We start from the raw sequence: 26,639 nt of genomic DNA, 5'->3' as shown, positions 1-26,639 counted from the left end.
GAAACAATGCAACGATTAAAAGAAAACTATTTCCAATCTTAGTAGCAAAAATACAAGAAGAAAAGATGAAAGAATGGGTTAAATGTTATACAAGTGATGTTTCAATTAATTGTTGTGTTTGTAAAAGATGACTTAAAATAGGTGATATTCAGCCAATAATTAGTAGCTGAAAATTTATAATTAATAGAAATTGTGTTAAAATACATATGTTAGATGGAGGAAAGTTATGAATACAGATTCAGTATTATCAACATTGCTAAGATATGTAAATGGACAATATAAAAAAGATACGAATTATGATATAGCACTTGCATTACTTACTCATTATAGTGTTATACCAGAAAAAACAATTAATGAGTTATCAGAATTATGTTTTGTATCACCAGCATCAATTTCACGTTTTGTTAAATTGATAGGATTTCATTCTTTTCAAGAATTTAAAAATGCTTGTTTAAATACACTTGATATATCTAAAACAGATTATTCTCCTCAAATTATAAAAGCTGATAAAAAAGATGTTAAAGAAATTTTTCAAAATTATACAAAACATGTTATTGATAATATTCAATTTACATATGATCATCTTGATTTTGAGCAACTAGATCATGTATGTAAATATATCCATGATAGTTTAGAAGTTTTAGTGTTAGGTTTAGAGTTTTCAACATTACTAGCACAACATATACAAAATAGATTTGCTTTGATGAATAAATATATTACGGTAGCAATTTCCAATGATGAACAATTAGAAGCGGCGCATAATCTTAAAGAAAATAGTGTTGTGATTATTTTAAGTGTAGAGGGAGGTTATTTTTATAGACATAGTGAAGTTATTCAAATACTTCTTGAAAAAAATATTAAACTTATTGTTTTAACGATGAATAATCATAATAAGATGATTAATGAATTTATTGATAAAGAAGTCATTTTATGTAGCCAGGATAATACAAATACTGAATCTAGGATGTCATTATTATATAGTTTAGAAATTATTATCATGTATTATTGTATTTATTTTACATATTAATTCTTATTTTCAATATCTGAAAAACAGTGTGTATTTTTGAAAATCGCACTGTTTTTTTGACGACTTATTCTTTACATATTCTTGTTATACTAACGATAGACAAAGGCCAATGTCATATACATACAAGGAGAAGTAAAATGGAAAAATTAATATCAATTATTGAAAAGACACTTGTTCCAGTAGCTAATAAGCTATCTCAAAATAAATATTTGAGTGCGATTAGTGGTGGATGTATGTCTACATTAGGAATTATTATGGTAGGTGCCGTTTTTACAATTTTAACAAATATATCATGGCAACCTTATACAGATTTATTAGCTTCAACAGGATTAGATCAATTATTTACAGGAGTGCAAAATGTAACAACAAATTTATTAGCTGTTTATATGGCGTTTGCTGTTGGTTATAGAGGAGCAACTGTTTTTGAAAATAAAAAATATACTTTAACTTCAGGATTTTTATCTTTATTTGCATATATGTTACTTGTACCTTTAGATACAACAACATTAGCTGACTCAGGAATTAGTTTCTTTAATATTTCTTATTTAGGAACAAAAGGAGTTTTTGTGGCATTACTTGCAGGGCTTATTGTATCTAGATTGTTAGCGTTAATCACTGAAAAAAACATTGTTATTAAATTACCAGATTCTGTACCTGAAATGGTAAGTGAATCTTTATCATCATTATTAGCAGGAGTTATTATTACGATTGTTTTCTTAATTTTTAGAGCTTTATTTGCAGTGACACCTTATGGAAATGCAACAGATTGTATCTATACAATTATTCAAACACCATTACAATCATTAACTGGTAACTTGCCTGCATTCATCATTATTATTTTAATCGCACAATTATTATGGTTTTTTGGAATTCATGGTTCAATGACAGTATTACCAATTTTATTCCCAATTTGGTTAAGTTATATTGGTGATAATACAGCAGCAATGGCTGCAGGAAAAACAATTCCACATGTTTTAAATATTGGATTATGGGATTTAGCTAATTTAGGTGGATCAGGTGCAACAATTGGACTCGTTATTTTAATGTTCTTTAAAGCAAAAAGTAATCAATACAAATCATTTGGTAAATTAACATTGCCTTGTGGTATCTTTAGTGTTAATGAACCAGTTATCTTTGGTTTACCAGTTATTTTAAATCCAATTATGCTTATTCCATTTATTATTTGTCCTATTGTTTTAGTTTGCTTAGGATATGCTTTAATTCAATTTGGAATTGTAACAGCACCAATAGGAATTTTAGGTTTAGGATCAATGCCACCACTTATTTCTGGAATCATGCAAGGAAGTTTATCTTGGGGAATTTATCAATTAGTAGCTGTTGTTATTTCAATTATTATTTATTATCCATTCTTTAAAACAATTGACAATCAAGCATTAGCAAAGGAAAAAGGTGAACAAGGTGAATAACTTTTTATGGGGTGCTTCTACAAGTGGATTTCAAGTAGAAGGTGGTTATAACTTAGATGGAAAAGGATTATCAACAACAGATGTTCGACAAGTAAAAGAAGGTATTGCAGATTGCAAAGTAGCAAGTGATCATTATCATCATTTTAAAGAAGATATTCTTTTGATGAAAGAATTAGGTTTAAAAGCTTATCGCTTTTCATTCTGTTGGGCAAGAATTATGCCAGATGGGCATCATGTTAATCAAAAAGGATTGGATTTTTATGATCAAATTATTCATTTATGTTTAGAAAATCACATAGAACCTATTCCAACTCTCTATCATTTTGAAATGCCACAAGCATTAGTAGATGAATTTGGTGGTTGGAAAAACAGAAGATGCATTGATGCTTTTGTTGAATATGCGAGAATATGCTTTACAAAATGGAAAGGTATTGTTAATTATTGGGTAACGATTAATGAACAACTTATTGCTATGGCAGCAAGTGATTTAAATGGTAATCATGAAAGTGATAAAGTATTACAAACAAAAAATATGTACCAAATGTCTTATCATGCTTCTTTGGCAGAAAAAAAAGCTATGAAATTATTAAAAGAAATTGATCCAAAAGCTAAGATTGGTGTTGTTAATGCTGTACAAAATGTATATCCCTATAGTTCTTCACCAGAAGATGTTTTGGCAGCGATGGATGCGGAAGAACTTATGATGTATATGCTTTTAGATATGTCTGTAAAAGGAGAATACTCATTTAGAGTTAAAAATATTTTAGAAAAAATGAATTGTTCTCCTGTTAAAGAAGATGGTGATGATGAGATTTTACATGCTGTTCAACCTGATTTTATAGGAATCAATTATTATTCATCTATTTGTGTAAAGGAAAATAAAACAGCAACTGTCAATTATCAATTACCACCATTTTTTAGAAGCTCTATGTTTGAAGTATGTCCAAATGAACATTTAAAGAAAACAAAATGGATGGCAAATGGTATAGATTCACTAGGAATAAGAAGTATTATTTATAAAATTTATAACCGATATTCTTTACCGATAATTATTACAGAAAATGGAATGGCTTATAGTGATGTATTAGAAAATAATCAAATACACGATGATTATCGAATTGACTATTTAAAATCTCATATTAAAGAAGTATTAATTGCGAAAGAAGAAGGGTATCCAATTTTTGGATACTGTCCATGGTCATTTATTGATGTGGTAAGTTCACATCAAGGATTTTCTAAAAGGTATGGTTTAGTGTATGTCAATAGAACAGATGAAGATGTAATGGATTGTAAACGTATTAAAAAGGATTCATTTTATTGGTATCAAAAGGTTATTGAAAGTAATGGTGAAAAATTATGATAGATTTAAAGAGTAAACCTTTTTATCTTAACGATCAACAAATTAGAAAAGTACAAAGTATTTTAGATTCTATGACACTTGATGAAAAAATAGGACAAGTATTTTGTCCTATTGGATCATCTTTTGAAGAAAAAGAAATTGTAGAATTTATTGAAAAATATAAACCAGGAGCGATGATGTATCGACCTCTGGAATCAACAAAAATTAAACAGATTCATGAAACAATTCAAAACTATAGTAAAATACCTTTAATGTTAGCTGCTAATTTGGAAAGTGGCGGAAATGGAATTTGTATAGATGGTACTTATTTTTCTAGACAAATGGGTGTTGCTGCGACGAATGATTTAAAACAAGCATATCATTTAGGCATGATTGCAGGAAAGGAAGCAAATGCGGTTTTATGTAATTGGTCGTTTGCTCCTATTGTAGATATTGACTTTAACTATTTAAATCCGATTACAAATATTAGAACTTATGGTTCTGATAAAGAAAAAGTAATTGCTTATGCTAAACAACAAATCAATGCCTTGAGAAAATATAATGTTATCCCTTGTATCAAACACTTTCCTGGAGATGGTGTTGATATGCGTGATCAACATTTAGTAAGTAGTGTTAATGATTTAACGGTAAAGCAATGGGATGAAAGCTATGGAAATATTTATTCATCATTTATTGATGAAGGAGTAGAAACTATTATGGTCGGTCATATGTTATTACCTCATTATGTTAAATATTTTAATCCGACAATTAAGGATGAAGATATTTTACCAGCAAGTTTATCAAAAGAAGTTTTAACGAATCTATTAAGAGAAAAACTTTCTTTTAATGGATTAATTGTAACGGATGCAACGGCGATGATTGGGTATAATGTTGCTTTACCTCGAAGTCAAGCAATTCCTTTAAGTATTGAAAATGGATGTGATATGATTCTTTTTAATAAAGATATCGATGAAGATTATACATTTATGAAAAAAGGTTTAGAAAATGGTCTCTTGTCATTGGAGAGATTAAATGAAGCAGTTCTTAGAATTTTGGCAACAAAGATGGCAAATGGTGTATTTGAAAATAAAAAACCATTAAATGAGATTGATGTAGTTGGTTGTAAAGAACATCAAGAACTTGCTTATCAATGTGCAAGCAAAGCAATTACTTTAGTTAAAAATAAGCAAGATATTTTACCGATAACACCTCAAAAGTATAAAAATATTCGCTTGTATCATTTAACAGATACCTCAAAGGGTGGTTTTAAAGAATCTGGAAGTCAAAAGAAAATAGAAGATTATTTAAATGATCTAGGATTTAATGTAGATGTTTATGATGAAAATCAACTTGATTTCCATGAAATTTTTGAAACAGGTGTTTCATATTTAAAAGATAAATATGATTTAGTTATTTATGTTGCTGATTTTGATACAGCAAGTAATTATACAGTAAGACGTGTTGAGTGGATTAAATTAATGGCTGCCAATGCTCCTTGGTTTGTACAAGATATACCAACGCTCTTTATTTCGCTTGCCAATCCATATCATTTATTAGATGTTCCAATGATTAAAACATATATCAATGGTTATAGTCATAATGATGTAGTTATTCAATCATTAGTTAATAAACTGGTAGGTAAAGAAAAGTTTGTAGGTGTGAGTCCAGTTGATGCATTTTGTGGAAAGTGGGATACCAAAAGATGATAGATACAATTATATTTGATTTAGATGGCGTGATTTGTTCAACAGATCATTATCATTACTTGGCTTGGAAGAAACTTAGTGATGAACTTCATATTTCATTTGATGAAAAAGATAATGAAAAATTAAGAGGAGTTTCACGTATGGAAAGCTTAGATATTATTTTAGAAAAAAGCAGTCAAACTTATTCTCAAGTAGAAAAAGAAGGATTTGCGAATAAAAAGAATACTTTATATCAACAGTATCTTAAACAAATGACACCTAGTGATCTTTCTGTTGAAGTTAAAGAAACACTTGATCAATTAAGAAATAAAGGATATAGATTAGCAATCGGTTCATCAAGTAAAAATACAAAACTTATTTTAAAACAACTTGGTTTAGAAAACTATTTTGATGTTGTTTGCGATGGAACAATGATTCAATACTCTAAACCACATCCAGAAGTATTTATGAAAGCTGCTGATTTATTAGAAAAAAATTATAAGAACTGTTTAGTTGTGGAAGATGCTCTTGCGGGATGTATCGCAGCAAAGAGTGCTTCAATGCATGTTGCAGCTATTTCCAGTGCTTATGGAAGTCCTTATGCAGATTATCATTTAAATACTTTCAAGGATTTATTAGAAATAAATAATAAATAATAGATTTTCCAAAGATTCCTAGTCCAAAATACCTCCATAAATAGTTTAGGAAATTTTTGGGAAATATTAAGGATATGATGCTGATCATATTCTTTTTTGTTTTACTTATGAATTTGATATGTAATTGAAATTGTCTTTTTTATGATTCCTTTTAAAATAGAAATCAAAGGAATAAAAGAACTATGAAAGATTACTATCACTATTTTGTAAATAAGGGAAATCACCCAAATAAAAATAATATATTAAAACAAGAAGAATATTGCTTTAAAACATTTAATCAAAATACTGCACTTCAAATTATTCAACAAATCATAGAGGCTGCTAAAGCGTATGATAAACCTTTTGCATCAAGAATTGTTTATAGAGATAAAATCATTGCTGAATACAGTGAACTAGAAAATACATCGTGGTTAAATCGAAAAGAAAAAGTTTGTTATGAAACGAAACATTCTTCGTATTATATCTTCTTAGATAATATGCAATTTCATCTTTACGATTATATGATTGATGATGAAAGTTATGGGATCTGTGGAGGAAGTTTTCCTCTTTATGAAAATGATGCATTTGTTGGAACAATTACTTTTACGGGATTAAGACCACAGGAAGATCATGGAGTAATTATTCAAGTGTTAGAAAAGGTATTTCAAGAAAGAAATTGAAATATCTTTTTTTGTAACATATATAATGCTTTTTATATTTATCTCTTATTTTTAATTTGTTAGAGTTAACTGATGGAGGATGATGATATGAATCAATATAAAAAATTATTTGAACCAATCACTATTAGAAATATGACATTAGATAATCGATTAGTCATGGCACCAATGGGAACAAACTTTGGTGAACAAAATGGTGAGATGAGTTTTTTACATATGAATTATTATGAAAGACGTGCTAAAGGAGGCTATGGTCTTTTAATTGTAGAAAATGCTTGTGTGAAATATCCAGAAGGAAGTAATGGAACAACACAATTACGTATAGATGCCGATAATTATATACCTCGTCTTTATAAACTATGTGAAGCCATTCATCAATATGGTACGAAAATAGCTATTCAATTAAACCATGCAGGAGCAAGTGCCATGGAAAGTCGTATTGGAATACAACCTGTTTCTGCGAGTGCAACTCCTAATAAAGCAGGAGGAGCGATTCCTCATGCTTTAACAGTAGAAGAAATTTATAGTATTGCAGATGATTATGCAACAGCTGCTAAAAGACACAAACCATTGGTTTTGATGCAATAGAAATTCATGCGGGACATTCTTATTTGATTTCTTAATTTTTATCACCCTTACCTTTGTTTTTGCTATAACGAATTCTTTTTCATTTGAAAAATGAGTTTTCATTTTATGAAAAAATGAAACCGAATACAATAAAATGAATATAATAAGTAAAGAACAAACAGGAGGAATTCAAATGGGATTTAAAGAAGGATTTTTTTGGGGTGGCGCAACAGCTGCTAACCAATATGAAGGTGGATATTTAAGCGGTGGTAAAGGTCTTGCTATTCAAGATGTCATCACTGGTGGAGATGGAAGAAATAATATTCCTAGACGTATGGCTTTAAAGCTTGCTGATGGATCAACAAAATTTATTGATCGTCGTGGAACTGAAGTACCTGATGGTGCTGTACCATATGTGGATGAAGATACATATTATCCAAGCCATGTGGCAACTGATTTCTATCATCATTATAAAGAAGATATTGCATTATTTGCAGAAATGGGATTTAAATCATTCCGTATGTCTATTAACTGGACAAGAATTTTCCCAAATGGGGATGAAAAAGAACCTAATGAAGAAGGTTTAAAATTCTATGATGATGTTTTTGATGAAATGTTAAAATATGGTATTGAACCACAAGTAACAATTGTACATTTTGATTTACCACTTCATTTAGCAACAGAATATGATGGTTGGTATAATAGAAAAACAATTGATTTCTATATGAATTATGTAGAAACAATTTTCAATCGTTATAAAAATAAAGTTAAATATTGGTTAACATTTAATGAAATCAATTTCTGTAAAGATTACACAAACTTAGGAATTACAGAAGCTTTATCTAGACCAGATAAAGTTGCACAAGCTGTTCATCATATGCTTGTTGCTGCAGCAAAAACAGTAATTCGTGGTCATGAAATCAATCCAGAATTTCAAATTGGGATGATGATCAATTATTCAGAAATTTATCCAGAAGATTGTAATCCAGAAAATATGTGGAAACGTATTACTGAAAAAAGATTACGTACATTCTATACAGATGTTCAAAATAAAGGATTCTATCCAGAATGGAAACTTATTGAATATAAAAATGCTGGTATTGAATTAAAAATGGAAGATGGAGATTTAGAAACATTAAAAGCTGGTACAGTAGATTATATTGGATTTTCTTACTATTCAACAAGTGTTGCTACTGTAAACGTAGATGCTAAAAGAACAGCTTCTAACTTAGAAAGTGCTGTTAAAAACCCTTATTTAAAAGCAAATGATTGGGGATGGCAAATTGATCCAGTTGGTCTTCGTATTGTATTAAATGAATTATGGGATCGTTATCATAAACCATTATGGATCGTAGAAAATGGTTTAGGAGCTATCGATACAGTGGAAGAAGATGGTTCAATTCATGATCCTTATCGTATTGATTATATGAAACAACATATCATTGAAATGAAAAAAGCAGTTGATGAAGATGGTGTTGATTTAATGGGATATATGCCTTGGGGATGTATTGATGTGGTTTCAGCAGGAACTGGTGAAATGAGAAAACGTTACGGATTTATCTATGTAGATATGGATGATGATGGAAATGGTGATTTGCACCGTGCACGTAAAGATTCTTTCTACTGGTATCAAAAAGTATGTCAGTCTAACGGAGAAGAATTATAAAAGAATTGCAAAATGCAATTCTTTTTTAATATTTTTCTTTTATTAATTGAAAGAATGATTTCATTTCATGAGAAAGCCATTTGTTTTTATGGCAGAGAAGTTGACGATAGACATCAATTTGGTAATCAGGAATATTAATTTGAATGATTGTTTTATTTTTTAAATCATTTTCTAAAATATATTTTGGTAAAAAACTGATATATTGATCAAGTTTCAATAGTTCTAAAAGCAAATCTGTATTTTTAGATTGGATAAAAGGCTTAATTTCTAAATTGTCTTCATGAAGCTTTTCTTCGAGAAGGCGACGATAACTGGCATTTTTTTCTGTTAAAATAATAGGATAAGTTAGGATATCTTGAATTGTTGGCTGTTTGATTTTACAGATTGGGTGATGACATGATGCTACAAAAGTAACTTCTTCTTTAGATTGATATATTTTTAGCCAATCTGTATCTAAAAGTTGTTTATCAACTAAGTATGCAAAATCAATATCGTTATTTTTAAGCATTTTTAAAAGTCCTTCAATTGTATCTGTTGTAATCGAAACAGATACATGAGGGTGGTATTGATGATATTTACAAATAAGCTGAGGAACTATGGAAGAACATAATGAATCAATAGTTCCAATTGTAAGATGACCATTAAGTTCTAATGAAGGATTAATGGCTTCTTTCGCACATGAAATATCATCAAGTATCTTCAAACAGTGCTGATAAAATGTTTTACCATGATTTGTAAGAGTAACCTTTTTACCTAAACGATCAAACAATTGTACACCAAGTTCTCTTTCAAGATTTTTGATATGAACGGTGATAGATCCTTGACAATAATCTAACTTTTTAGAAGCTTTTGAAAAACTACCTTGTTGAACAATTGTTGTAAATGAAATAAGTTCTTGTATTTCCATAAGAGTCTCCTATTAAAAAAATTAAACATATCTATTAAAATCATTTAATTTACTTGATAATACATTCATATTAAACTAGAGTTATCAATTAATCAAGGAGTATTTATATGAAAAAGACAGAACAAAAATATCAAACATATGTTCAAATATTAAAAGAAGAATTGATTCCTGCTATGGGATGTACAGAACCGATTTCATTAGCGTATGGAGCAAGTCTTGCTAGAAAAGTGTTAAATCATCTACCTACAAAAATTGTTGTAGAAGCAAGTGGGAGTATTATAAAAAATGTAAAGAGTGTCATTGTTCCTCATACACATCATTTAAAAGGAATTAAAGCAGCTGTTTGTGCTGGAATCATAGGAGGCAATGATGATAAATATTTAGAAGTATTAAGTCAAATTGATGAAAAAACAAAGAAAGAAATTGATCAATATATAGAAAAAGTAGATTTTGAAGAACATTTTTTGGATAGTTCAAAAGTATTTGATTACATAATAACGGTTTGGAATAAAAAAGAGTATGTAAAAGTGAGAATAAGTGATTCTCATATGCATGTTGTTTGTATAGAAAAAAATGGAAAAATACTTCAAAAAGAGAAAAGTATTATAAAAAAGGAAAAAGCAGATCGCTCATTATTAGATATAAAAGATATTTATGACTTTATAACGACTGTCGATTTGATCGATATTCAAGAAATTTTAGAAAGACAACTAGATTATAATTATGCGATAGCTTGTGCAGGTTTAAATGATAATTATGGAGCTAATATTGGAAAAGTTCTTTTAAAATCTTTTGGCAATGATGTAAAAAATAAAGCGAAGGCTTATGCTGCAGCTGGTAGTGATGCGAGAATGAATGGTTGCGAATTGCCGGTTGTTATTAATTCGGGTAGTGGCAATCAAGGTATGACATGTTCTTTGCCTGTTATTATCTATGCTCAAGAATTAAAGGTTTCAAAAGAAAAAATGTTTAGAGCGTTAGCTCTATCTAACCTTGTGGCGATTCATGAAAAAAGTGGTATTGGAACTTTATCAGCTTACTGTGGGGCAGTAAGTGCCGCTACTGGAGCTGGTGCAGGAATTGCTTATTTATACGATGAAGATTATCAAGCTGTCATTCATACAATTGTTAATACACTTGCCAATGTTTCGGGGATAGTTTGTGATGGAGCCAAAGCTTCTTGTGCAGCAAAAATTGCTTCTAGTATTGATGCGGCTATTTTAGGATATCATATGTACAAAAATGGACAAGAATTTAAATCAGGGGACGGACTTGTGATGGAAGATGTTGAGGCAACGATTCAAAGTGTCGGGCGATTAGGTAGAGAAGGAATGAAGGAAACAAATAAAGAAATTATCAAGATGATGATTCATGAATAATAGACAATATGGAGTATTGATTTGTCAATACTCCATATTTTTTTTTTGAAGTTAAATCTTTAATAGCCTCACTGGCAATAATGAGACCTACAGTTGAAGGAACAAAGGCATTGCTTCCAGGAATATTTCTTTTGGCAGTACATTTTCTTTTGGTTCCTGGTGGGCATATACAATGTGTTCGGCAACTGATGGATAAATCATCAATTGGGCGAATTGATTTTTCTTCAGAATAAACAACTTTTAATTTTTTAACATGTCTTTTTTTGAGCTCTTTACGCATGACTTTTGCTAGAGGACATACTTTTGTTTTATAAATATCTGTGATTTTAAATTGGGTAGGATCAACTTTATTTCCAGCTCCCATACTTGAAATAATGGGAATATTGTGTTCTTGGGCATTTAAAACAAGTTCGATTTTTGCAGAAACTGTATCAACTGCATCTATAATATAATCATAATCTTCAAATGAAAAATCAGTAGCATTTTCTGGTAAAAAGAAACATTGATGTGTTTGAATGTTGACTTTTGGGTTGATTTTTAACATTCTTTCTTTCATGACATCTGTTTTATATTGACCAACTGTATCAAATGTAGCGATGATTTGACGATTGAGATTTGTTGGACAAATTTTATCATCATCTATTAAATCAAAAGAGCCAATTCCATTTCTTATAAGCGCTTCGCCTACATAACCGCCGATACCACCTAGACCAAAAATGGCTACATGGCTATCTTGAGGTTTATTTATGGCTTCTTTTCCATATAATAATTGTGTTCTTGAAAATTGGTTTAATATAGGTTCTTCTTAATCATAGTAAAACACTATGAAATATAGTAATCACTTATAGGATGAAGTCAATATTTTTTGTTGACTTTAAAAAAATATTTTTGTAGAATAACACTCGGCTTTAAATTAAATATTTGGTATCTATTGGAAACGCACACTCCTTGAGTGATAACGAACAACACAATTCATTATCATAAGGAGGTTTTTTTATGCCAAAAACAAAATTTCAAGAAATTATTTTTACAATTATGATGGTTTTCATGATGGTTTATTTTATGATTTGTTATAACATTGCCTTAAATGTAGGAGGTATGACAAATCAAGTATTCTTAGATGCTTTTCATGAATTAGTGATTATGGGACCCGTTGCTTTTATTTTAGATTTTTTCATTATTGGACATTTAGCTAAAAAGAAAGCATTTCAAGTTGTTGATTTAGAAAATGATCATCCATTTCATTTAGTAATTGCGATTTCAGTGGTATCTATTATTTTAATGTGTCCATGTATGTCATTTGCAGCAACACTTTTATTTAAAAATGCAGGAAGTCAAATCATTGCTGTTTGGTTACAAACAACAGTTTTAAATTTCCCAATGGCATTTTTCTTACAATTATGTTTTGCTGGACCAATCGTAAGATTTGTCTTTGGAAAAATATTTAGAGAAAATAGGGCTTAGGCTCTATTTTTATTTTACAAAGAAAAATTCTTTCGCTAAAATAAAAGAGGATGAGGGGGGGATTTACTTGAAATTAACAATGCTTGGAACAGGAAATGCACTTGTGACAAAGTGCTATAATACTTGTTTTGTCATTGAAAATGAAAATGATTATTTGATGGTTGATGCTGGTGGGGGCAATACAGTTTTAAATCAACTTGAAAAAGCAGGGATCAATTGGAAAGATGTAAAACATATTTTTGTCACACATAAACATATTGATCATTTATTAGGGATGATTTGGATGATTCGTTTGATTTGTCAAAATATGGCAGCTGGTAAATATGAAGGAGAAGCTTATATTTATGGTCATCAAGAAGTGATTGAGATGTTAGAAACGATTTCTCAAATGCTTTTACAAAGTAAGCAAACAAAATTTATTCATGACCGTTTACATCTTGTGGTTGTAAACGATGGTCAAACGAAAGAAATTATTGGTAAGAAAGTAACTTTCTTTGATATTCATTCAACGAAAGCTAAACAATTTGGTTTTATGATGGAACTTGATCAAGAAAGAAAATTAACATGTTGTGGGGATGAACCTTATAACGAAGAAAATGAAAAATATGCTTTAAAGAGTGATTATTTATTACATGAAGCTTTTTGTTTATATGATCAAGCAGATATTTTTCATCCTTATGAAAAACATCATTCAACAGTTAAAGATGCGTGTCAGCTTGCTGAAAAATTAAAAGTAAAAAATGTGGTTTTATATCACAGCGAAGATCAAAATATTGAAAATCGTAAAGAACTTTATACAAAAGAAGGAAAAGATTATTTTAGTGGGAAGATTTATGTTCCTAATGATTTAGAAACAATAGAATTATAGAAAGGAGATTTTTATGCTCATTGTCAATCAAATAGAAAATACACATTTTTCAAAAACAGAGAAGGAAATTGTTGATTATATTATTGATCAAGGAATGAATATTGAAAAAATGTCTGCTAATGAAATAGCAAGGAATACGTTTACAAGCGCTCCTTTGCTTGTAAGAATTGCTAAGAAGTTAGGATATAGTGGTTTTAATGAATTTAAAAGTGCTTATTTAAAAGAACTTTCTTATATGTTAGAAGAAACAGATGTAGATGCTTCTATTCCTTTTTTATTAAGTGATGATTTGATGACAATTACAAAAAATCTTGCTCTATTAGAAAAAGAAACCATTCAAGATACACAGCAACTTAATCATCATGATGATCTACAAGAAGCGGTTCGCTTATTACAAAAAGCACAAGTTATTGATGTTTATGGTGTTCTCGATCATGTTTTACTAGCGAAACATTTTAAAACATTAATGATGTATATTGGTAAAGATGTTCAAGTCATTGATCAAGTAACGGGTCAAAAAAGAAGTGCCTGTCTTGCCGATGAGAGTCATTGTGCAATCATTATTTCTTATTCAGGACAAACAAGAGAAATGGTGGAAGTTGCAGAAATTTATCATAAAAGAAATATTCCATTTATTTCAATTACTTGTATGGCAGAAAATTCTATTTCAAGATTGGCGGATGTTCATTTGTATCTTTCTTCAAGAGAAATGTTACATATTAAAATAGGTGATTTTGCTTCAACAACCTCTTTAAAATATTTATTTGATATTTTATATGCAGGTGTCTTTTCGTATGATTATAAAAAAAATCTAGAAACGAAAATTGTAGTTGCTTCATATGTTGATGATCGTCAAAGTGAAGATGAATATATAAATGAAAAATAGGTCGAGTTGACCTATTTTTTTAAAGATTTATTTTTTAATTCATTGACATATTCCATTTGATGTTCAGCATTTTCATGAAGTTCTTTTTCCATTTCTTCAACAGTAGTATGTTTTACTTCTGCTGCTTCATCAGTTTTCCCATAAACCGCTTCATAAGCTTCTTTAGCGTTATGTTGTAATGCATGACGCATTTGATGTAATTCTTCTAATTTCTTTTCTTGTTCTTTGATTTCATCATCAACTGATTGATACATTTCTTCAATTGTTAATTGTTTTTTAGTGTCATCATCATGTTGGATGTCTTGACTGTCCTTAAAATATTTTTTTAAAGATTCTTTTGCTTGTTCATTAATTTCATTGATACTCATATTTTATTCCCTCTTTCTTAATACAAGTATATTATAGAATGAATGATAAAAAAGATAAAGCATTTAGATATCATTTTAAATCCCATTAACAAATTCCTAAAAATGTAAGAGCTTTAAATGTTAATATCATTAACATTGACATATTAGTTAGCTTATGCTAATTTACAATATGAGGGATTAAAATGACAACAGAAAAAATAAAAAGCTTATTATTAATGAATGAAAATAAAAAAATAACAGTCACATTACTAGCTAAAAAAATGAATGTTTCAAAAGCAACAATGTCAAGAATGATCAATACTTTTTATGAACAAGGATTAACTTTAGATAAAGGTAAATGTCAGCTTTCAAAAAAAGGACAAGAATATATTGAAAAAATTCAAGAAAAAATAAAGAATCTAACCTATTGGCTACAAGAAACAAGTCACCTAAATGAAGAAGAGGCTCGTCAAGAAGCTATCAAACTCTATACGACACTTAATGATGAAACCATTGAACGCATTTGTAGTCGTATTCATTTTAATAAAGTTTTTGATCAACTAGGAGACCTTGTAGAATTTTCAGGACATTATTTAGAACATCATTTAGAACCAGGTAAATATAATTTTTCTTTTACATTATTTCATTATAAAGATGCAAATGTTCATTCAATGGCTAATCGAGGTTTTGAGCATCCTGCCTATCTTTTAATTGAGCACCATCAAGGATTTCTTGTATTTCAACCAATTGAAATGAAAAAAGAATTATTAAAAGAAAGAATTACGATTTCTTCTAAATTAAAATCGATGAAATATCTTATTCAGAATAAGGAATGTGATTGTTTTGAAAAAAATGATTGTTTCTATATACCTATTACAGATTTAAATTTCTTTTATACAAAAGAAGAAAGATTGATGCAAACATCGCTTACGGTTAAATTAAAGGTTAATTTATTAAAAGGACATATGCCAGAAAATCTTGCCCTTTTAAAAATACTGTTTCATTGATGAAACACGAAAAAGTATTATAAAACATGAAAAAAACAGCATTTTGTTTCATGGGTGAAACAAATCAAATGCTTGTTTTTTTATTTTAAACAGATATGATGATAATAGTTAGGTATAACTAACTACAGGAGGAAACATGAAAATATTATTTATTATATTTGGAATTATATCATTTATTTTAGGAGCGATTGGTGTGGTTTTACCAATATTGCCAACGACCCCATTTTTACTTTTAAGTGCTTTTTTATTTTCAAAAAGTTCAGATAGATTTCATGAATATTTAATTCAAACAAAACTTTATCAAAAATATATCAATGAAATGGTCATTGAAAGAAAGACAACCAAAAAGAAAAGGAATCAGTCATTATTTACAGTAACACTTATTTTTTTGATTGCTGTAATGATTACACCTGTATGGATTGGAAAGATATGTTTATTGATGGTAATGAGTATTCATCATTTTATTATGTTAAAGAAAGTAGAGATTATTAATGAATAAAATAGATCAAAAAAGAGAAAATGAAAAAAGAATATTAAAGGTAATGATTGATATTTATCAAAGAAAACATCCTCAAGAAAGTAAGATGTGTGAAGATCTTTATAAGTACGCTTGTTTGCGTATTGATAAATGTCCTTTTATGGAAACTAAAACTTTTTGTAGTGGATGTAAAGTTCATTGTTATCAAAAAGAATATCGAAGTCAAGTAAAAAAAGTGATGCGCTTTTCTGGAAAATATATGCTTTTTTACCATCCACTTCTTACAATCAAACATGGATGGCTTTCACTTAAAGAAAGGAGAAGAAAAAATGTTTAATAAAAGATTATTAAAAACTTTTAAAGCGGAAATGAAAAATGTTTATGGGTTAGTTTTGATTCAATGGTTGGTTTTAGTTTGTCATATTCTACTGACATTTTTACATAGTTATGTTTTATCTTGTCTTTATCTAAAACAATCTTTTTCACTTGTTTTTTATTTATTAAGTGTGATTTGTTTATTTGCTTTAAAATGTTTTTTACAAACAACACAAAATAAACAAGCATTATCTTTAACTGAAACGATTAAAACAAAGTTAAGAAAAAGTGTTTTTGATAAGATATATCATCAAAAACAAACAACAGTTTTTAAAGAATCGACGCTTACTCAACTTACAAGTGAAGGTATTGATCAATTAGAAATTTATTTTTCTAAATATATACCACAATTCTTTTATGCCATGTTGGCACCACTTACTTTATTTATCGTTGTTGATTTTATGTCTTTAAAAGTAGCGCTTATCTTGCTTTTATGTGTACCACTTATTCCTGTTTCTATTGTTGTTGTACAAAAAATAGCTAAAAGGTTATTAGCGAAATATTGGAATAGTTATACAGGATTAGCGGATTCTTTTTTAGAAAATTTACAAGGACTTACAACTTTAAAATATTATCAAAGTGATTTATATTATCAAGATAAAATGGATAGGGAAGCAGAAGATTTTAGAAAGAAAACCATGCGTGTTTTAATTATGCAACTGAATTCGATTAGTGTGATGGATCTGGTAGCTTATGGTGGTTTTGGTCTAGGAGTTGTTTTGGGTTTACAAGAATATTTAAATCAACATATTACTTTTATGATGTTTGTTTTTATTGTAATGATTTCTATTGAATTCTTTTTACCTTTAAGAATGTTAGGAAGTTATTTTCATATTGGACAAAATGGAAACGCGGCAGCAGATAAAATTTTTAAACTATTGGATAGCTTGGATGATATTCAAGAAAGTTATCAAGAATCGATTTCAACTTTATCTTTTGAACATGTAACTTTTGGCTATGATGAAAAAATTATTTTAAAAGATATTTCATTTTCTTTATCAAAGGGAACGTTTTTAACGATTGTAGGAGAATCGGGTTCAGGGAAAAGTACGATTGCTTCACTACTAATGAATTTATATCCAATTCAAAAAGGTAAAATTCTTTATAATCAAGAAACAATATCAGAAACAATGACACTTTATCAAAAAATAACGTTGATCAAAGATGAAACATATATTTTAAAAGGGACAGTCTTTAATCATCTTGCAATGTCAGGATGTATTGATGAAGAAAAAATGATGGCTGTTTTAAAAGAAGTAAAACTATTTGAGGTCTTTGAAAATCAAGGAGGATTAAAGTTTCAACTCAATGAAGGAGCTAAAAATCTATCAGGTGGACAAAGACAAAGATTAGCTCTTGCAAGAGCGTTATTGCGTGAAAGTGATGTTTATATTTTTGATGAAGCAACGAATAATGTTGATCGTGAAAGTGAAGAGATTATTTTAAAAATTATGAAACGTTTAGCTAAAGATAAAATTGTTATTTTTATTACACATCGCATGGTCCATTGTAAAGAAAGTCAACTTACTTTTGTGATGAAAGAGGGAAGATTGATTCAACAAGGAAGTTATGAGGAATTATTTAAACAAGCTAATTTATTTAGAGAGCTTGTGGAAAATCAAAAGAATTTAGAAAGGATTATTGAAAATGAAAGATAAGACAAAATTAATTATTTCTTTATTAAAATTAGTACGTCCTTTTTTAATGATTATGTTATTGGCAATTATTTTAGGTGTGTTAGGGCATTTAACAGCAACCTTTATTACCGTTTTTATCATTCTCGCTTTTTGTAAAGTAATTTCCTTTTCACTTGTTGTTAAATTAATTATTCTTTGTGCATTTTCAAGAGGAATCTTACGATACATAGAACAAGCATGTAATCATTATATTGCCTTTAAAGTATTGGCCCATATTCGTCATTTAGTCTTTGAAAAATTAAGAGAACTGGCACCAGCTAAATTAGAAAATGAAGATAAAGGAAATATTATTGCAATGTTGACAAGTGATGTTGAACTCTTAGAAGTTTTCTTTGCTCATACTATTTCGCCGGTGATGATTGCCTTTATTTATAGTGTAATTATGATTTGTTTTATAGATTCTTATCATTTTGTTTTTGGGATACTTGCTTTTGTTTGTTATGGTATCATGGGTATATTGATTCCATATATCACTTATAAAGTGAGTCAAAAAGAGGGAAGTAATTATCGTTTTTTACTTGCTAATTATAATACTTTTGTTTTGGAAACAGTCTTAGGAAAAAGAGAAATTATACAATTTAGTCAACAAGAAACACGCTTTGAACAGATGATGGATTATCAAAATAATTTAACCCAAACACATCAAAAATTAATCAAACATCAAAGTTTTCAACAAATACTTTCTGATGGGCTGATTATTTTATCGATTGTTATTTCTATTTTATTGATCAAGAATCATGTTTCTAAAGAATTGTTGATTCCAATGATGGCTCTATCATCTTCTTTTGGACCAACGATTGCCCTAGCAAATCTCGCAAACAATTTGAATCAAGTATTCCCTTGTGCAAGACGTATTTTAAATCTATTAGATGAAGAACCATTACTTAAAGAAATTACAAATAAAAATACCACTTTAAATTTACCAATCGAAGTAAAAAATCTATCATTTCATTATCCAAATACATCTACTGAAATTTTACATCAAATCAATTATACCTTTGAATTTGGTAAAACCTATGGTCTTCTTGGTAAAAGTGGCTGTGGTAAATCAACTTTATTGAAATTATTGATGCGTATTTATCAAGGTGAAGGTGAGATTTTATTTGATCATGAATCCATTGAAAATATCAATAGTCACACTTTAAAAGAAAATATCAGCTATGTTGATCAAGAAACATTTTTATTTAAAGATACGTTATATCATAATATTACTTTATTAAATCCTGCTTATAGTCAAGAAGATGTAATAGAAGCTTGTAAACAAGCACAAATTCATGATTTTATTATGTCTTTACCACAAGGCTATCAAACGATTTATGATGAAAATATTTCGGGTGGTCAAAAACAAAGAATTGGTCTAGCACGTGCTTTCTTAAGAAAAACACCGATTCTTTTATTAGATGAACCAACAAGTCGTATTGATAGTTTAAATGAAGCAGCCCTGTTAGAAAGTTTAAAACAAATTAAAGATGAAAAATTGATTATTATTGTTAGTCATCGAAAGTCATCTCTTGCTTTATGTGATGAAATTATTGAAATAGAGCAAGGAATGATAAAAAAATAGAAACGAAATAAAAAATTATTTATTTTTTTAGAAAATATCGTATAATGTAAAAAAGAATGGAGGATTTTAAGATGAAAGAATTTTTTAAAAGTAAAGAATTATGGACATTTGTAGGAGGAGCAGTTACTGCTGTTGTCACTTCAAAGTTCGCTAAAAGCAATAAAGCAAGAGAATTAGCTGTTAAAGGATTAGCTAGTGGAATGCAAGTAAAAGATAACGTAGAAGCAACTGTTACTTCTATTAAAGAAGATGCTCAAGATGTCTATGCTGAAGCAGTAGAAAAAAGTAAGGCACAATAACGATGAGTAATTTTAAAATAGTTCATGAAATCGATGGAAGATTACGTGTTCGTTTTGGACAATATGCTTTTACAAATGAACAAGCAACTATTTTAAAAAGCGATTTTTTAAAACTTGAATATGTAAGATATGTAGAAGCACATTATAAAAATGGAAGTCTTCTATTGGTTTTCGATGAACATTATAAAAATGAAGTATTTGGTTATTTAAAAAGTTATGATTTAAGTACTTTACAAAATAGAGAAATTCCTAAAAATTGTTCTCAAAATTTACAAGTACTTGATCAAAGCTTTAAACATGAATTAATTAAAATTTTTGCTAAGAGATATGCTGTTAAGCTCTTTTTACCAAATGTTGTTGGTAAAGGAATTGCCATCTATAAAGCACTTGCTTATTTTAAAGCGGGGATTGCTTCACTTGGAAATAAACGTATTGATGTTCCAGTTTTAGATGCAACAAGTATTGGGATATCTTTATTACGCAAAGAATTTAATACAGCAAGCAATATTATGTTGATGCTTAAAATTTCTGAATTATTAGAAGATTACACACGTCAAAAAGTTACTTTACAATTAGGTGATAGCTTGATGAATAAATTTGATAAAGTTTGGATTTATAAAGATGAACAAGAACAAGAAATTGCGATGTCTGATTTAAAACAAGGACAAACTGTTATTGTTCAAACAGGCAGCATGGTTCCTATTGATGGGGAAATCATTGATGGTGAAGCCATGGTTAATGAATCAAGCTTTACAGGTGAACCATTAAGCAAACGTGTGACATTAAATGATACGGTTTATGCGGGAACGTTAATTGAAGAAGGAAAGATTTTTGTTAAAGTTAGAAACTTACAAGATGAAAGTCGTATTGCTAAAATTATTGATATGATTGATACCAATGAATCATTAAAAGCATCCATTCAATCAAAAGCAGAACATATGGCTGATGCCATTGTTCCCTATAGTTTCTTAGGATTCTTTGGTGTTTGGGCATTTACAAGAAATCTCACAAGAGCTACTGCTCTTTTATTGGTGGATTATTCTTGTGCGATTCGTTTATCAACATCAATTTCAGTGATTTCAGCAATGCAAGAAGCCTCAATGCATAATGTTTTAGTTAAAGGTGGAAAACATTTAGAAAGCATGAAGGATGCAAATGTGATTGTTTTTGATAAAACAGGAACTTTAACACATGCCAAACCTGTTGTACTAGATGTCGTTCCTTTACAAGATTATACAAGAGAAGAAGTTTTAAAAATTGCGGCTTGTCTAGAAGAACATTTCCCACATAGTGTGGCTAATGCCATCGTTCATCAAGCAGAAGTTGAAAACTTAAAACATCGTGAAGAACATGCGGAAGTAAAATATGTGATTGCTCATGGTATTTCGACAAGCTTAAATGGTGAAGATGTTATTATTGGAAGCAGTCATTTTGTCTTTGAAGATGAAGGTGTAGAAATGACACAAGAAATTAAAGATTTGATTTCTTCACTTGAAAGTAAAGGTTCAAGTTCCCTTATTTATCTAGCTATTGCTAAAAAGCTTGCAGGTATTATTAGTATTTATGATCCTTTAAAACCAGAAGCTAAAGAAGTTGTTCAAGAACTTCGTGATATTGGTTTTGATAAAGTCATTATGCTTACAGGGGATAGTCCTAACTGTGCAAAAGCAATTGCGAAACAATTAAATTTAGATGATTTTAGAGCAGGAGTTTTACCAGAAGATAAAGCAAGTTATATTGAAAGTTTAAAGAAAGAAGGAAATACCGTTGTGATGGTAGGAGATGGTATTAATGATACACCAGCCTTATCCATGGCAGATGTTTCGATTTCACTTCAAGATAGCTCAGACATTGCGCGTGAACTTGCAGATATTACACTTGTATCAAATTCATTAAATGATATCGTTGCTTTAAGAATGATTTCAGAAGGCTTATTTAAACGTATTCATAGTCAATATCGTTTGATTGTTGGGTTAAATACATCCTTTATTGTTTTAGGAGCATTAGGTTTACTTACACCACAAATGCTCGCCATGCTTCATAATGGAAGTACATTCTTAATTGCTTCAGGTTCAACACGTTCATTATTACATTAGAAACAGATATTTTCTGTTTCTTTTTCTTTTTATGAAAGTATGTTGAAGTTGTAAAAGTGCTTTATTATACTAATAGAAAAGGAGATAGATTATGGCAATTAAAGTAATAATTATGGATATTGATGGGACTTTAGTCAATGATGAAAAAGTCATTACACCACTTACTAAAGAAACCCTTTTAAAAGCACAAGATAAAGGGGTACGTTTGGTTTTAGCTTCAGGAAGACCAACAAGTGGATTATTAAAACTTGCTGAAGAATTAGATATGGAAAATCATCATGGTTTATTTGTATGTTTCAATGGTTCAAAAGTAGTTGATTGTCAAAGTCATGAAACACTTTATAATCATGCGATTTCAGTAGAAGATAGTAAAGCTGTCTTAGAACATTTAAAGAATTTTAAAGCAAGACCAATGTTTGATAAAGATGAATATATGTATGTTAATGATGTTTTTGATAATACAATTACATATAAAGGAAAACCATTTAATGTGATGCAATATGAATCAAGAGGAAATAACTACATCTTATGTGAAAAAAGAGATTTAGCAGCCTTTGTTGATTTTGAAATCAATAAAATTCTTACATTTGGTGATCCAGACTATTTACAAGCACATTATAAGGAAATGATGGAACCATTTAAAGATCGTTTAAACTGTATGTTTACATCTGATTTCTATTTTGAATATACTGCAAAAGGTGTTGATAAGGCCAAAGCTTTAGATAGTGTTTTAATTCCTATGGGTTATAAAAAAGAAGAAATGATGGCTTTTGGGGATGCTCAAAATGATAAATCAATGGTTGAATATGTTGGCTTAGGTGTGGCTATGGGAAATGCTTCAGATGAATTAAAAGCAGTAGCTAATGAAATTACAGATACAAATAATAATGATGGTATTGCCAAGGCCATTATGAAACATATTGAGTTATAAAAACGGAGAAATCCGTTTTTTTCTTTGAGATACTTGAAAAAAAAGGAAAGGGATAGTATTCTATAGTTAGTTAGATTAGGCTAACTATAGGAGGGGGGATATTATGTTTTTATCAATCAAGGATCTTAAAAAAAGCTTTGGTGAAGATGAATATAAGACAGAAGTTTTAAAAGGTATTGATTTTGAAATAGAAAAAGGTGAAATTTGTGTTTTACTTGGGCCTTCAGGTTCTGGTAAATCAACACTGCTAAATATTATTGGAGGAATTGATCAACCAGATAGTGGCACAATTATGATTCAAGGGAAAACAATTTCAACATTAAAAGAAAAAGATCTAACAGATTATCGTCGCAATCATTTGGGATATGTTTTTCAAATGTATAATTTGATTTCACATTTAAATGTTGAACAAAATATTGATGTAGGAAAATATTTAAGTAAAAATCCATTAGATAAAGAAGAACTTTTACAAACACTTGGTTTAAAAGAACATCGTTATAAACAACCAAACCAATTATCTGGTGGTCAACAACAAAGAACTTCAATAGGACGTGCAATCATTAAAAATCCAGATTTATTGCTTTGTGATGAACCAACAGGGGCTTTAGATTATCATACATCAAAAGATATTTTACAATTGATTGAAGATGTTAATAAAAAATATGGTAATACAACTATTATTGTAACGCATAATGATGCAATTAAAGATATGGCTGATCGTGTGATTTATTTACATGATGGGCGTATTCGTGAAAATATTAAAAATACACATAAAATTCCAGCAAAGGATTTGAATTGGTAAAATGAAGAATCCATTATTTAAAAGATTACCATATATTTTAAAAGATGAAATTGCGAAATATTTAATTATATTTTTGTTTATGGCAGGATCTATTGGCCTTATCTCAGGATTTTTAGTGGCTGATGGCTCAATGATCAAGGCTTATAATGACAGTTTTGATAAATACAATATTGAAGATGGACATTTTCGTTTAAATGATTCTCTTTCAAAAGAAAATAAAAAGACTTTAGAAAAAGAAGGTGTCACAATTTATGATCTTAATTACATTGAAGAAGAAGTAGAATCTACAAGTACAATTCGTCTCTTTAAACCAAGAAACAAAGTCAATCAAGTATGTATTATGGAAGGAAAACTTCCTCAAAGTAAAAATGAAATAGCAATTGACCGTATGTATGCCGATAATAACAATTATCAAGTAGGTCAAACAATCAAAGTTGGTAAAAAGAAATTAAAAATTACTGGACTTGTCGCTTTATCAGATTATAGTGCTCTCTTTTCAAAAAATAGTGATTTAATGTTTGATGCTATTAAATTTGGAGTAGGAATTGTTTCTAATGAAGGATTTGAAAGCTTTAAAGACGCTAAAATCTATTATAACTACGCTTGGACATATAATGAAGATGTTGATAATGAAGTTAATGCCAGTAATGATTTTTTAAATGTACTTGTTAAAAATGTTTCAGGAATTGATGATTATATTCCTCAATACGCTAACCAAGCCATCCATTTTACAGGTGATGATATGGGTGGAGATGAAGCAATGATGACAGTTTTACTTTATATCATTATTGGAATTCTTGCCTTTGTCTTTGCAATCACTACTAAAAATACTATTGAAAGTGAAGCACCAATGATTGGAACACTTCGCGCTATGGGATATACAAAAAAAGAAATGTTGATTCAATATATGACATTACCTATTCTTGTTTCCTTAGTTGCTTGTATTGTAGGAAATATTTTAGGATATACATATTTTAAAGATGTCATGGCAGGTATGTATTATGGAAGTTATAGCTTACCAACTTATGTAACGATTTGGTCTGGGGATGCTTTCATTAAAACGACAATCATTCCATTTATTATGATGGTTTTAATTAATTATGGTATTTTAATGAAATCTTTAAAATTATCACCTCTTAAATTTATGAAAAGAGATATTAAAAAAGTTAAAAAGAATAAAAAAACATTGGTATTGCATCGTTTGGGCTTCTTTTCTCAATTTAGATTAAGTGTTATTTTAAATAATTTATCAGGTTATATTACATTATTTGTGGGTGTTTTATTCGCAATTATTTTATTAATGTTTGGAATGGATATGCATCCTGTTCTCGATCATTATCAAGATATTGTTGTTAATAATATGACTGCTAAATATCAATATATTTTAAATACACCAGAATCAGTTGATACCACAGCCATTGAACAAGTTTTTCAAACGATTCCTCAAGAATTTAGAGATAGTTTCTTAAGTTTGATTGATGATCAATATGATGAAATGTATGATAACTATAAAACTAAAACCAAAGGGGCAGAAGCTTTTTCACTTTATTCATTAAAAACACTTCCAGAAAGTACAATAGAAGAAGATATTAGTCTCTATGGTTTACAAAATAATAGTCAATATATTCATATAAAATCATTACCAAAAAAAGGCGTTTATATTTCAAAAGATGTTGCTGATAAATATAATTTAAAAAAAGGAGATCGTATTTCTTTAAAAGAAAGCTATAAAGATTTACGTTATACTTTTGAAATTAAAGGTATTTATGATGCACCTGGTAGTATGGCACTTTATATGTCAAAGTCATATTTTAATGAAGTTTTCAACTGTCAAGATGGATACTTCAATGGTTATTTCTCTAATAAAAAAATAACAGATTTAAAAGATGACTATATCGCATCAACCATTACTCAAGATGATTTAACAAAAGTATCAAGACAATTAAATGTTTCAATGGGGGAAATGTTTTATCTGGTTGAAGGTTTTGCGATGATCATGTTTATCATGCTTATTTATCTTCTTACAAAGATGATTATTGAAAATAATAAAGTATCGATTTCCATGGTTAAAATTCTTGGATATACATCAAAAGAAATACAAAAAATGTATGTTCATGCCACAACGATTGTTATTATGATTTCAACGTTACTTTCTTTTGGAATAACAACATGGATCTTATCTTATGCTTTCAAAATTGTTTTTGAAGAATATGCAGGATGGCTTCCTTTCTATGTAGAGGGTAGTGTTTATATCAAGATGTTTATTATGACAGTTATTTCTTATTTGTTTGTCATGATGATTCAAATGAGAAAAATCAAGAAAATCCCAATGGATGAAGCGTTGAAGAATGTTGAATAAAAAAATAAGGGCGCTCTAAATAATCGAGTGCTTTAGCGAAATTCGCTCTAAATTATTAAGGGGGATATTGATGTGGAATCAGTATTCCCTCTAAAATATTCTGTGCTTTTTTAAGAGGAAAATTAGGATGATGTCTGGTCCTGGTTTTCCTCCTTTT

Annotated in this window: 25 protein-coding genes; 22 read left to right on the top strand and 3 right to left on the bottom strand. The window is 29.1% G+C overall.

Going from position 1 to position 26,639, the window contains the following annotated elements; translation table 11 throughout:
* The first annotated feature begins 226 nt into the window (after positions 1-226).
* From LJD32_RS03140 to LJD32_RS03105, 8 genes are all read left to right on the top strand, one after another.
* Positions 227-1,027, top strand: coding sequence for a MurR/RpiR family transcriptional regulator (locus LJD32_RS03140; protein WP_032091505.1), 801 nt, complete (start codon positions 227-229; stop codon positions 1,025-1,027).
* A gap of 137 nt (positions 1,028-1,164) precedes the next feature.
* Entirely contained in the window at positions 1,165-2,454 is a 1,290-nt protein-coding gene (locus LJD32_RS03135) for a PTS sugar transporter subunit IIC (protein WP_119363098.1), read from the top strand.
* Complete coding sequence (locus LJD32_RS03130) at positions 2,447-3,814, top strand: glycoside hydrolase family 1 protein (protein ID WP_227391762.1); 1,368 nt, start codon at positions 2,447-2,449, stop codon at positions 3,812-3,814. Before LJD32_RS03135 ends, LJD32_RS03130 begins: the two co-directional genes overlap by 8 nt.
* Positions 3,811-5,499: a glycoside hydrolase family 3 protein gene (locus LJD32_RS03125; RefSeq protein WP_227391761.1), complete on the top strand. Its 1,689-nt coding sequence runs from the start codon at positions 3,811-3,813 to the stop codon at positions 5,497-5,499. The genes LJD32_RS03130 and LJD32_RS03125 overlap by 4 nt, the downstream gene beginning before the upstream one ends.
* Complete coding sequence (pgmB, locus tag LJD32_RS03120) at positions 5,496-6,134, top strand: beta-phosphoglucomutase (RefSeq protein WP_227391760.1); 639 nt, start codon at positions 5,496-5,498, stop codon at positions 6,132-6,134. Before LJD32_RS03125 ends, pgmB begins: the two co-directional genes overlap by 4 nt.
* Positions 6,135-6,316: 182 nt before the next feature.
* Positions 6,317-6,793, top strand: a complete 477-nt coding sequence (locus LJD32_RS03115) for a heme-binding protein (RefSeq protein ID WP_227391759.1) — start codon at positions 6,317-6,319, stop codon at positions 6,791-6,793.
* Positions 6,794-6,880: 87 nt separating this feature from the next.
* Complete coding sequence (locus tag LJD32_RS03110) at positions 6,881-7,378, top strand: hypothetical protein (RefSeq protein ID WP_227391758.1); 498 nt, start codon at positions 6,881-6,883, stop codon at positions 7,376-7,378.
* A gap of 172 nt (positions 7,379-7,550) precedes the next feature.
* Positions 7,551-9,023, top strand: a complete 1,473-nt coding sequence (locus tag LJD32_RS03105) for a family 1 glycosylhydrolase (protein WP_119363102.1) — start codon at positions 7,551-7,553, stop codon at positions 9,021-9,023.
* A gap of 25 nt (positions 9,024-9,048) precedes the next feature.
* Here LJD32_RS03105 and LJD32_RS03100 read toward each other — a convergent pair whose 3' ends face one another.
* Positions 9,049-9,930, bottom strand: coding sequence for a LysR family transcriptional regulator (locus LJD32_RS03100; protein WP_147579901.1), 882 nt, complete (start codon positions 9,928-9,930; stop codon positions 9,049-9,051).
* A 107-nt stretch (positions 9,931-10,037) separates the two neighbouring features.
* Between LJD32_RS03100 and LJD32_RS03095 the strand changes: the two genes are divergently transcribed.
* Positions 10,038-11,309, top strand: a complete 1,272-nt coding sequence (locus LJD32_RS03095) for a serine dehydratase subunit alpha family protein (RefSeq protein ID WP_175301193.1) — start codon at positions 10,038-10,040, stop codon at positions 11,307-11,309.
* Here LJD32_RS03095 and LJD32_RS03090 read toward each other — a convergent pair.
* On the bottom strand, positions 11,287-12,105 hold the full coding sequence (locus LJD32_RS03090; protein ID WP_227391783.1) for a ThiF family adenylyltransferase: 819 nt from the start codon (positions 12,103-12,105) through the stop codon (positions 11,287-11,289). The genes LJD32_RS03095 and LJD32_RS03090 overlap by 23 nt on opposite strands.
* A 200-nt stretch (positions 12,106-12,305) precedes the next feature.
* On the opposite strand from LJD32_RS03090, the gene LJD32_RS03085 reads away from it, so the two are divergent.
* The 3 genes from LJD32_RS03085 to LJD32_RS03075 all read left to right on the top strand — a co-directional run bounded on the left by LJD32_RS03085 (position 12,306) and on the right by LJD32_RS03075 (position 14,527).
* On the top strand, positions 12,306-12,773 hold the full coding sequence (locus LJD32_RS03085; RefSeq protein ID WP_227391757.1) for a DUF2798 domain-containing protein: 468 nt from the start codon (positions 12,306-12,308) through the stop codon (positions 12,771-12,773).
* A 67-nt stretch (positions 12,774-12,840) separates the two neighbouring features.
* The gene (locus LJD32_RS03080) at positions 12,841-13,641 is read left to right on the top strand and encodes an MBL fold metallo-hydrolase (RefSeq protein WP_227391756.1); all 801 of its coding nucleotides are present in this window, start codon (positions 12,841-12,843) and stop codon (positions 13,639-13,641) included.
* Positions 13,642-13,654: 13 nt separating this feature from the next.
* Positions 13,655-14,527, top strand: a complete 873-nt coding sequence (locus tag LJD32_RS03075; RefSeq protein WP_147579897.1) for a MurR/RpiR family transcriptional regulator — start codon at positions 13,655-13,657, stop codon at positions 14,525-14,527.
* 11 nt (positions 14,528-14,538) lie between these two features.
* Here the strand turns inward: LJD32_RS03075 and LJD32_RS03070 are convergent, their stop codons facing one another.
* Positions 14,539-14,895, bottom strand: a complete 357-nt coding sequence (locus LJD32_RS03070; RefSeq protein WP_147579896.1) for a hypothetical protein — start codon at positions 14,893-14,895, stop codon at positions 14,539-14,541.
* Between the two features lie 182 nt (positions 14,896-15,077).
* Between LJD32_RS03070 and LJD32_RS03065 the strand changes: the two genes are divergently transcribed.
* The 10 genes from LJD32_RS03065 (at position 15,078) to LJD32_RS03020 (ending at position 26,482) form a co-directional block, all read left to right on the top strand.
* Complete coding sequence (locus tag LJD32_RS03065; protein ID WP_032091490.1) at positions 15,078-15,881, top strand: metal-dependent transcriptional regulator; 804 nt, start codon at positions 15,078-15,080, stop codon at positions 15,879-15,881.
* 136 nt (positions 15,882-16,017) lie between these two features.
* Positions 16,018-16,380: a YbaN family protein gene (locus LJD32_RS03060; RefSeq protein ID WP_032091489.1), complete on the top strand. Its 363-nt coding sequence runs from the start codon at positions 16,018-16,020 to the stop codon at positions 16,378-16,380.
* Entirely contained in the window at positions 16,373-16,696 is a 324-nt protein-coding gene (locus LJD32_RS03055) for a nitrous oxide-stimulated promoter family protein (protein ID WP_032091488.1), read from the top strand. Before LJD32_RS03060 ends, LJD32_RS03055 begins: the two co-directional genes overlap by 8 nt.
* Positions 16,689-18,392 (top strand): ABC transporter ATP-binding protein/permease, encoded by a 1,704-nt coding sequence (locus LJD32_RS03050; RefSeq protein ID WP_227391755.1) that lies wholly within the window; start codon positions 16,689-16,691, stop codon positions 18,390-18,392. Before LJD32_RS03055 ends, LJD32_RS03050 begins: the two co-directional genes overlap by 8 nt.
* Positions 18,382-19,995 (top strand): amino acid ABC transporter ATP-binding/permease protein, encoded by a 1,614-nt coding sequence (locus LJD32_RS03045; RefSeq protein ID WP_227391754.1) that lies wholly within the window; start codon positions 18,382-18,384, stop codon positions 19,993-19,995. The genes LJD32_RS03050 and LJD32_RS03045 overlap by 11 nt, the downstream gene beginning before the upstream one ends.
* 71 nt (positions 19,996-20,066) lie before the next feature.
* Entirely contained in the window at positions 20,067-20,294 is a 228-nt protein-coding gene (locus LJD32_RS03040; protein ID WP_022002136.1) for a DUF6110 family protein, read from the top strand.
* A 2-nt stretch (positions 20,295-20,296) separates the two neighbouring features.
* Entirely contained in the window at positions 20,297-22,390 is a 2,094-nt protein-coding gene (locus tag LJD32_RS03035; protein ID WP_227391753.1) for a heavy metal translocating P-type ATPase, read from the top strand.
* Between the two features lie 91 nt (positions 22,391-22,481).
* On the top strand, positions 22,482-23,321 hold the full coding sequence (locus LJD32_RS03030; RefSeq protein ID WP_175301203.1) for a Cof-type HAD-IIB family hydrolase: 840 nt from the start codon (positions 22,482-22,484) through the stop codon (positions 23,319-23,321).
* A gap of 103 nt (positions 23,322-23,424) precedes the next feature.
* A complete protein-coding gene (locus LJD32_RS03025; protein ID WP_227391752.1) occupies positions 23,425-24,123 on the top strand; it encodes an ABC transporter ATP-binding protein in 699 nt (232 codons plus the stop codon).
* Between the two features lies 1 nt (position 24,124).
* Complete coding sequence (locus LJD32_RS03020) at positions 24,125-26,482, top strand: ABC transporter permease (RefSeq protein WP_227391751.1); 2,358 nt, start codon at positions 24,125-24,127, stop codon at positions 26,480-26,482.
* The last annotated feature ends 157 nt before the right edge of the window (positions 26,483-26,639 follow it).

This window comes from Faecalibacillus sp. TM498 (genome assembly GCF_020589955.1).
GTDB lineage: Bacteria > Bacillota_I > Bacilli_A > Erysipelotrichales > Coprobacillaceae > Faecalibacillus > Faecalibacillus intestinalis.
The sequence above is the reverse complement of the archived record's forward strand: the minus strand, read 5'-3'. Positions and strand labels throughout refer to the sequence as shown.

Coding starts and splice junctions, on each gene's coding strand:
- LJD32_RS03035 (WP_227391753.1), top strand. CDS start 20,297: ATGAGTAATTTTAAAATAGTTCATGAAATCGATGGAAGATTACGTGTT.
- LJD32_RS03060 (WP_032091489.1), top strand. CDS start 16,018: ATGAAAATATTATTTATTATATTTGGAATTATATCATTTATTTTAGGA.
- LJD32_RS03040 (WP_022002136.1), top strand. CDS start 20,067: ATGAAAGAATTTTTTAAAAGTAAAGAATTATGGACATTTGTAGGAGGA.
- LJD32_RS03140 (WP_032091505.1), top strand. CDS start 227: ATGAATACAGATTCAGTATTATCAACATTGCTAAGATATGTAAATGGA.
- LJD32_RS03065 (WP_032091490.1), top strand. CDS start 15,078: ATGACAACAGAAAAAATAAAAAGCTTATTATTAATGAATGAAAATAAA.
- LJD32_RS03095 (WP_175301193.1), top strand. CDS start 10,038: ATGAAAAAGACAGAACAAAAATATCAAACATATGTTCAAATATTAAAA.
- LJD32_RS03030 (WP_175301203.1), top strand. CDS start 22,482: ATGGCAATTAAAGTAATAATTATGGATATTGATGGGACTTTAGTCAAT.
- LJD32_RS03075 (WP_147579897.1), top strand. CDS start 13,655: ATGCTCATTGTCAATCAAATAGAAAATACACATTTTTCAAAAACAGAG.
- LJD32_RS03045 (WP_227391754.1), top strand. CDS start 18,382: ATGAAAGATAAGACAAAATTAATTATTTCTTTATTAAAATTAGTACGT.
- LJD32_RS03100 (WP_147579901.1), bottom strand. CDS start 9,930: ATGGAAATACAAGAACTTATTTCATTTACAACAATTGTTCAACAAGGT.
- LJD32_RS03135 (WP_119363098.1), top strand. CDS start 1,165: ATGGAAAAATTAATATCAATTATTGAAAAGACACTTGTTCCAGTAGCT.
- pgmB (WP_227391760.1), top strand. CDS start 5,496: ATGATAGATACAATTATATTTGATTTAGATGGCGTGATTTGTTCAACA.
- LJD32_RS03020 (WP_227391751.1), top strand. CDS start 24,125: ATGAAGAATCCATTATTTAAAAGATTACCATATATTTTAAAAGATGAA.
- LJD32_RS03055 (WP_032091488.1), top strand. CDS start 16,373: ATGAATAAAATAGATCAAAAAAGAGAAAATGAAAAAAGAATATTAAAG.
- LJD32_RS03115 (WP_227391759.1), top strand. CDS start 6,317: ATGAAAGATTACTATCACTATTTTGTAAATAAGGGAAATCACCCAAAT.
- LJD32_RS03085 (WP_227391757.1), top strand. CDS start 12,306: ATGCCAAAAACAAAATTTCAAGAAATTATTTTTACAATTATGATGGTT.
- LJD32_RS03110 (WP_227391758.1), top strand. CDS start 6,881: ATGAATCAATATAAAAAATTATTTGAACCAATCACTATTAGAAATATG.
- LJD32_RS03025 (WP_227391752.1), top strand. CDS start 23,425: ATGTTTTTATCAATCAAGGATCTTAAAAAAAGCTTTGGTGAAGATGAA.
- LJD32_RS03050 (WP_227391755.1), top strand. CDS start 16,689: ATGTTTAATAAAAGATTATTAAAAACTTTTAAAGCGGAAATGAAAAAT.
- LJD32_RS03070 (WP_147579896.1), bottom strand. CDS start 14,895: ATGAGTATCAATGAAATTAATGAACAAGCAAAAGAATCTTTAAAAAAA.
- LJD32_RS03105 (WP_119363102.1), top strand. CDS start 7,551: ATGGGATTTAAAGAAGGATTTTTTTGGGGTGGCGCAACAGCTGCTAAC.
- LJD32_RS03125 (WP_227391761.1), top strand. CDS start 3,811: ATGATAGATTTAAAGAGTAAACCTTTTTATCTTAACGATCAACAAATT.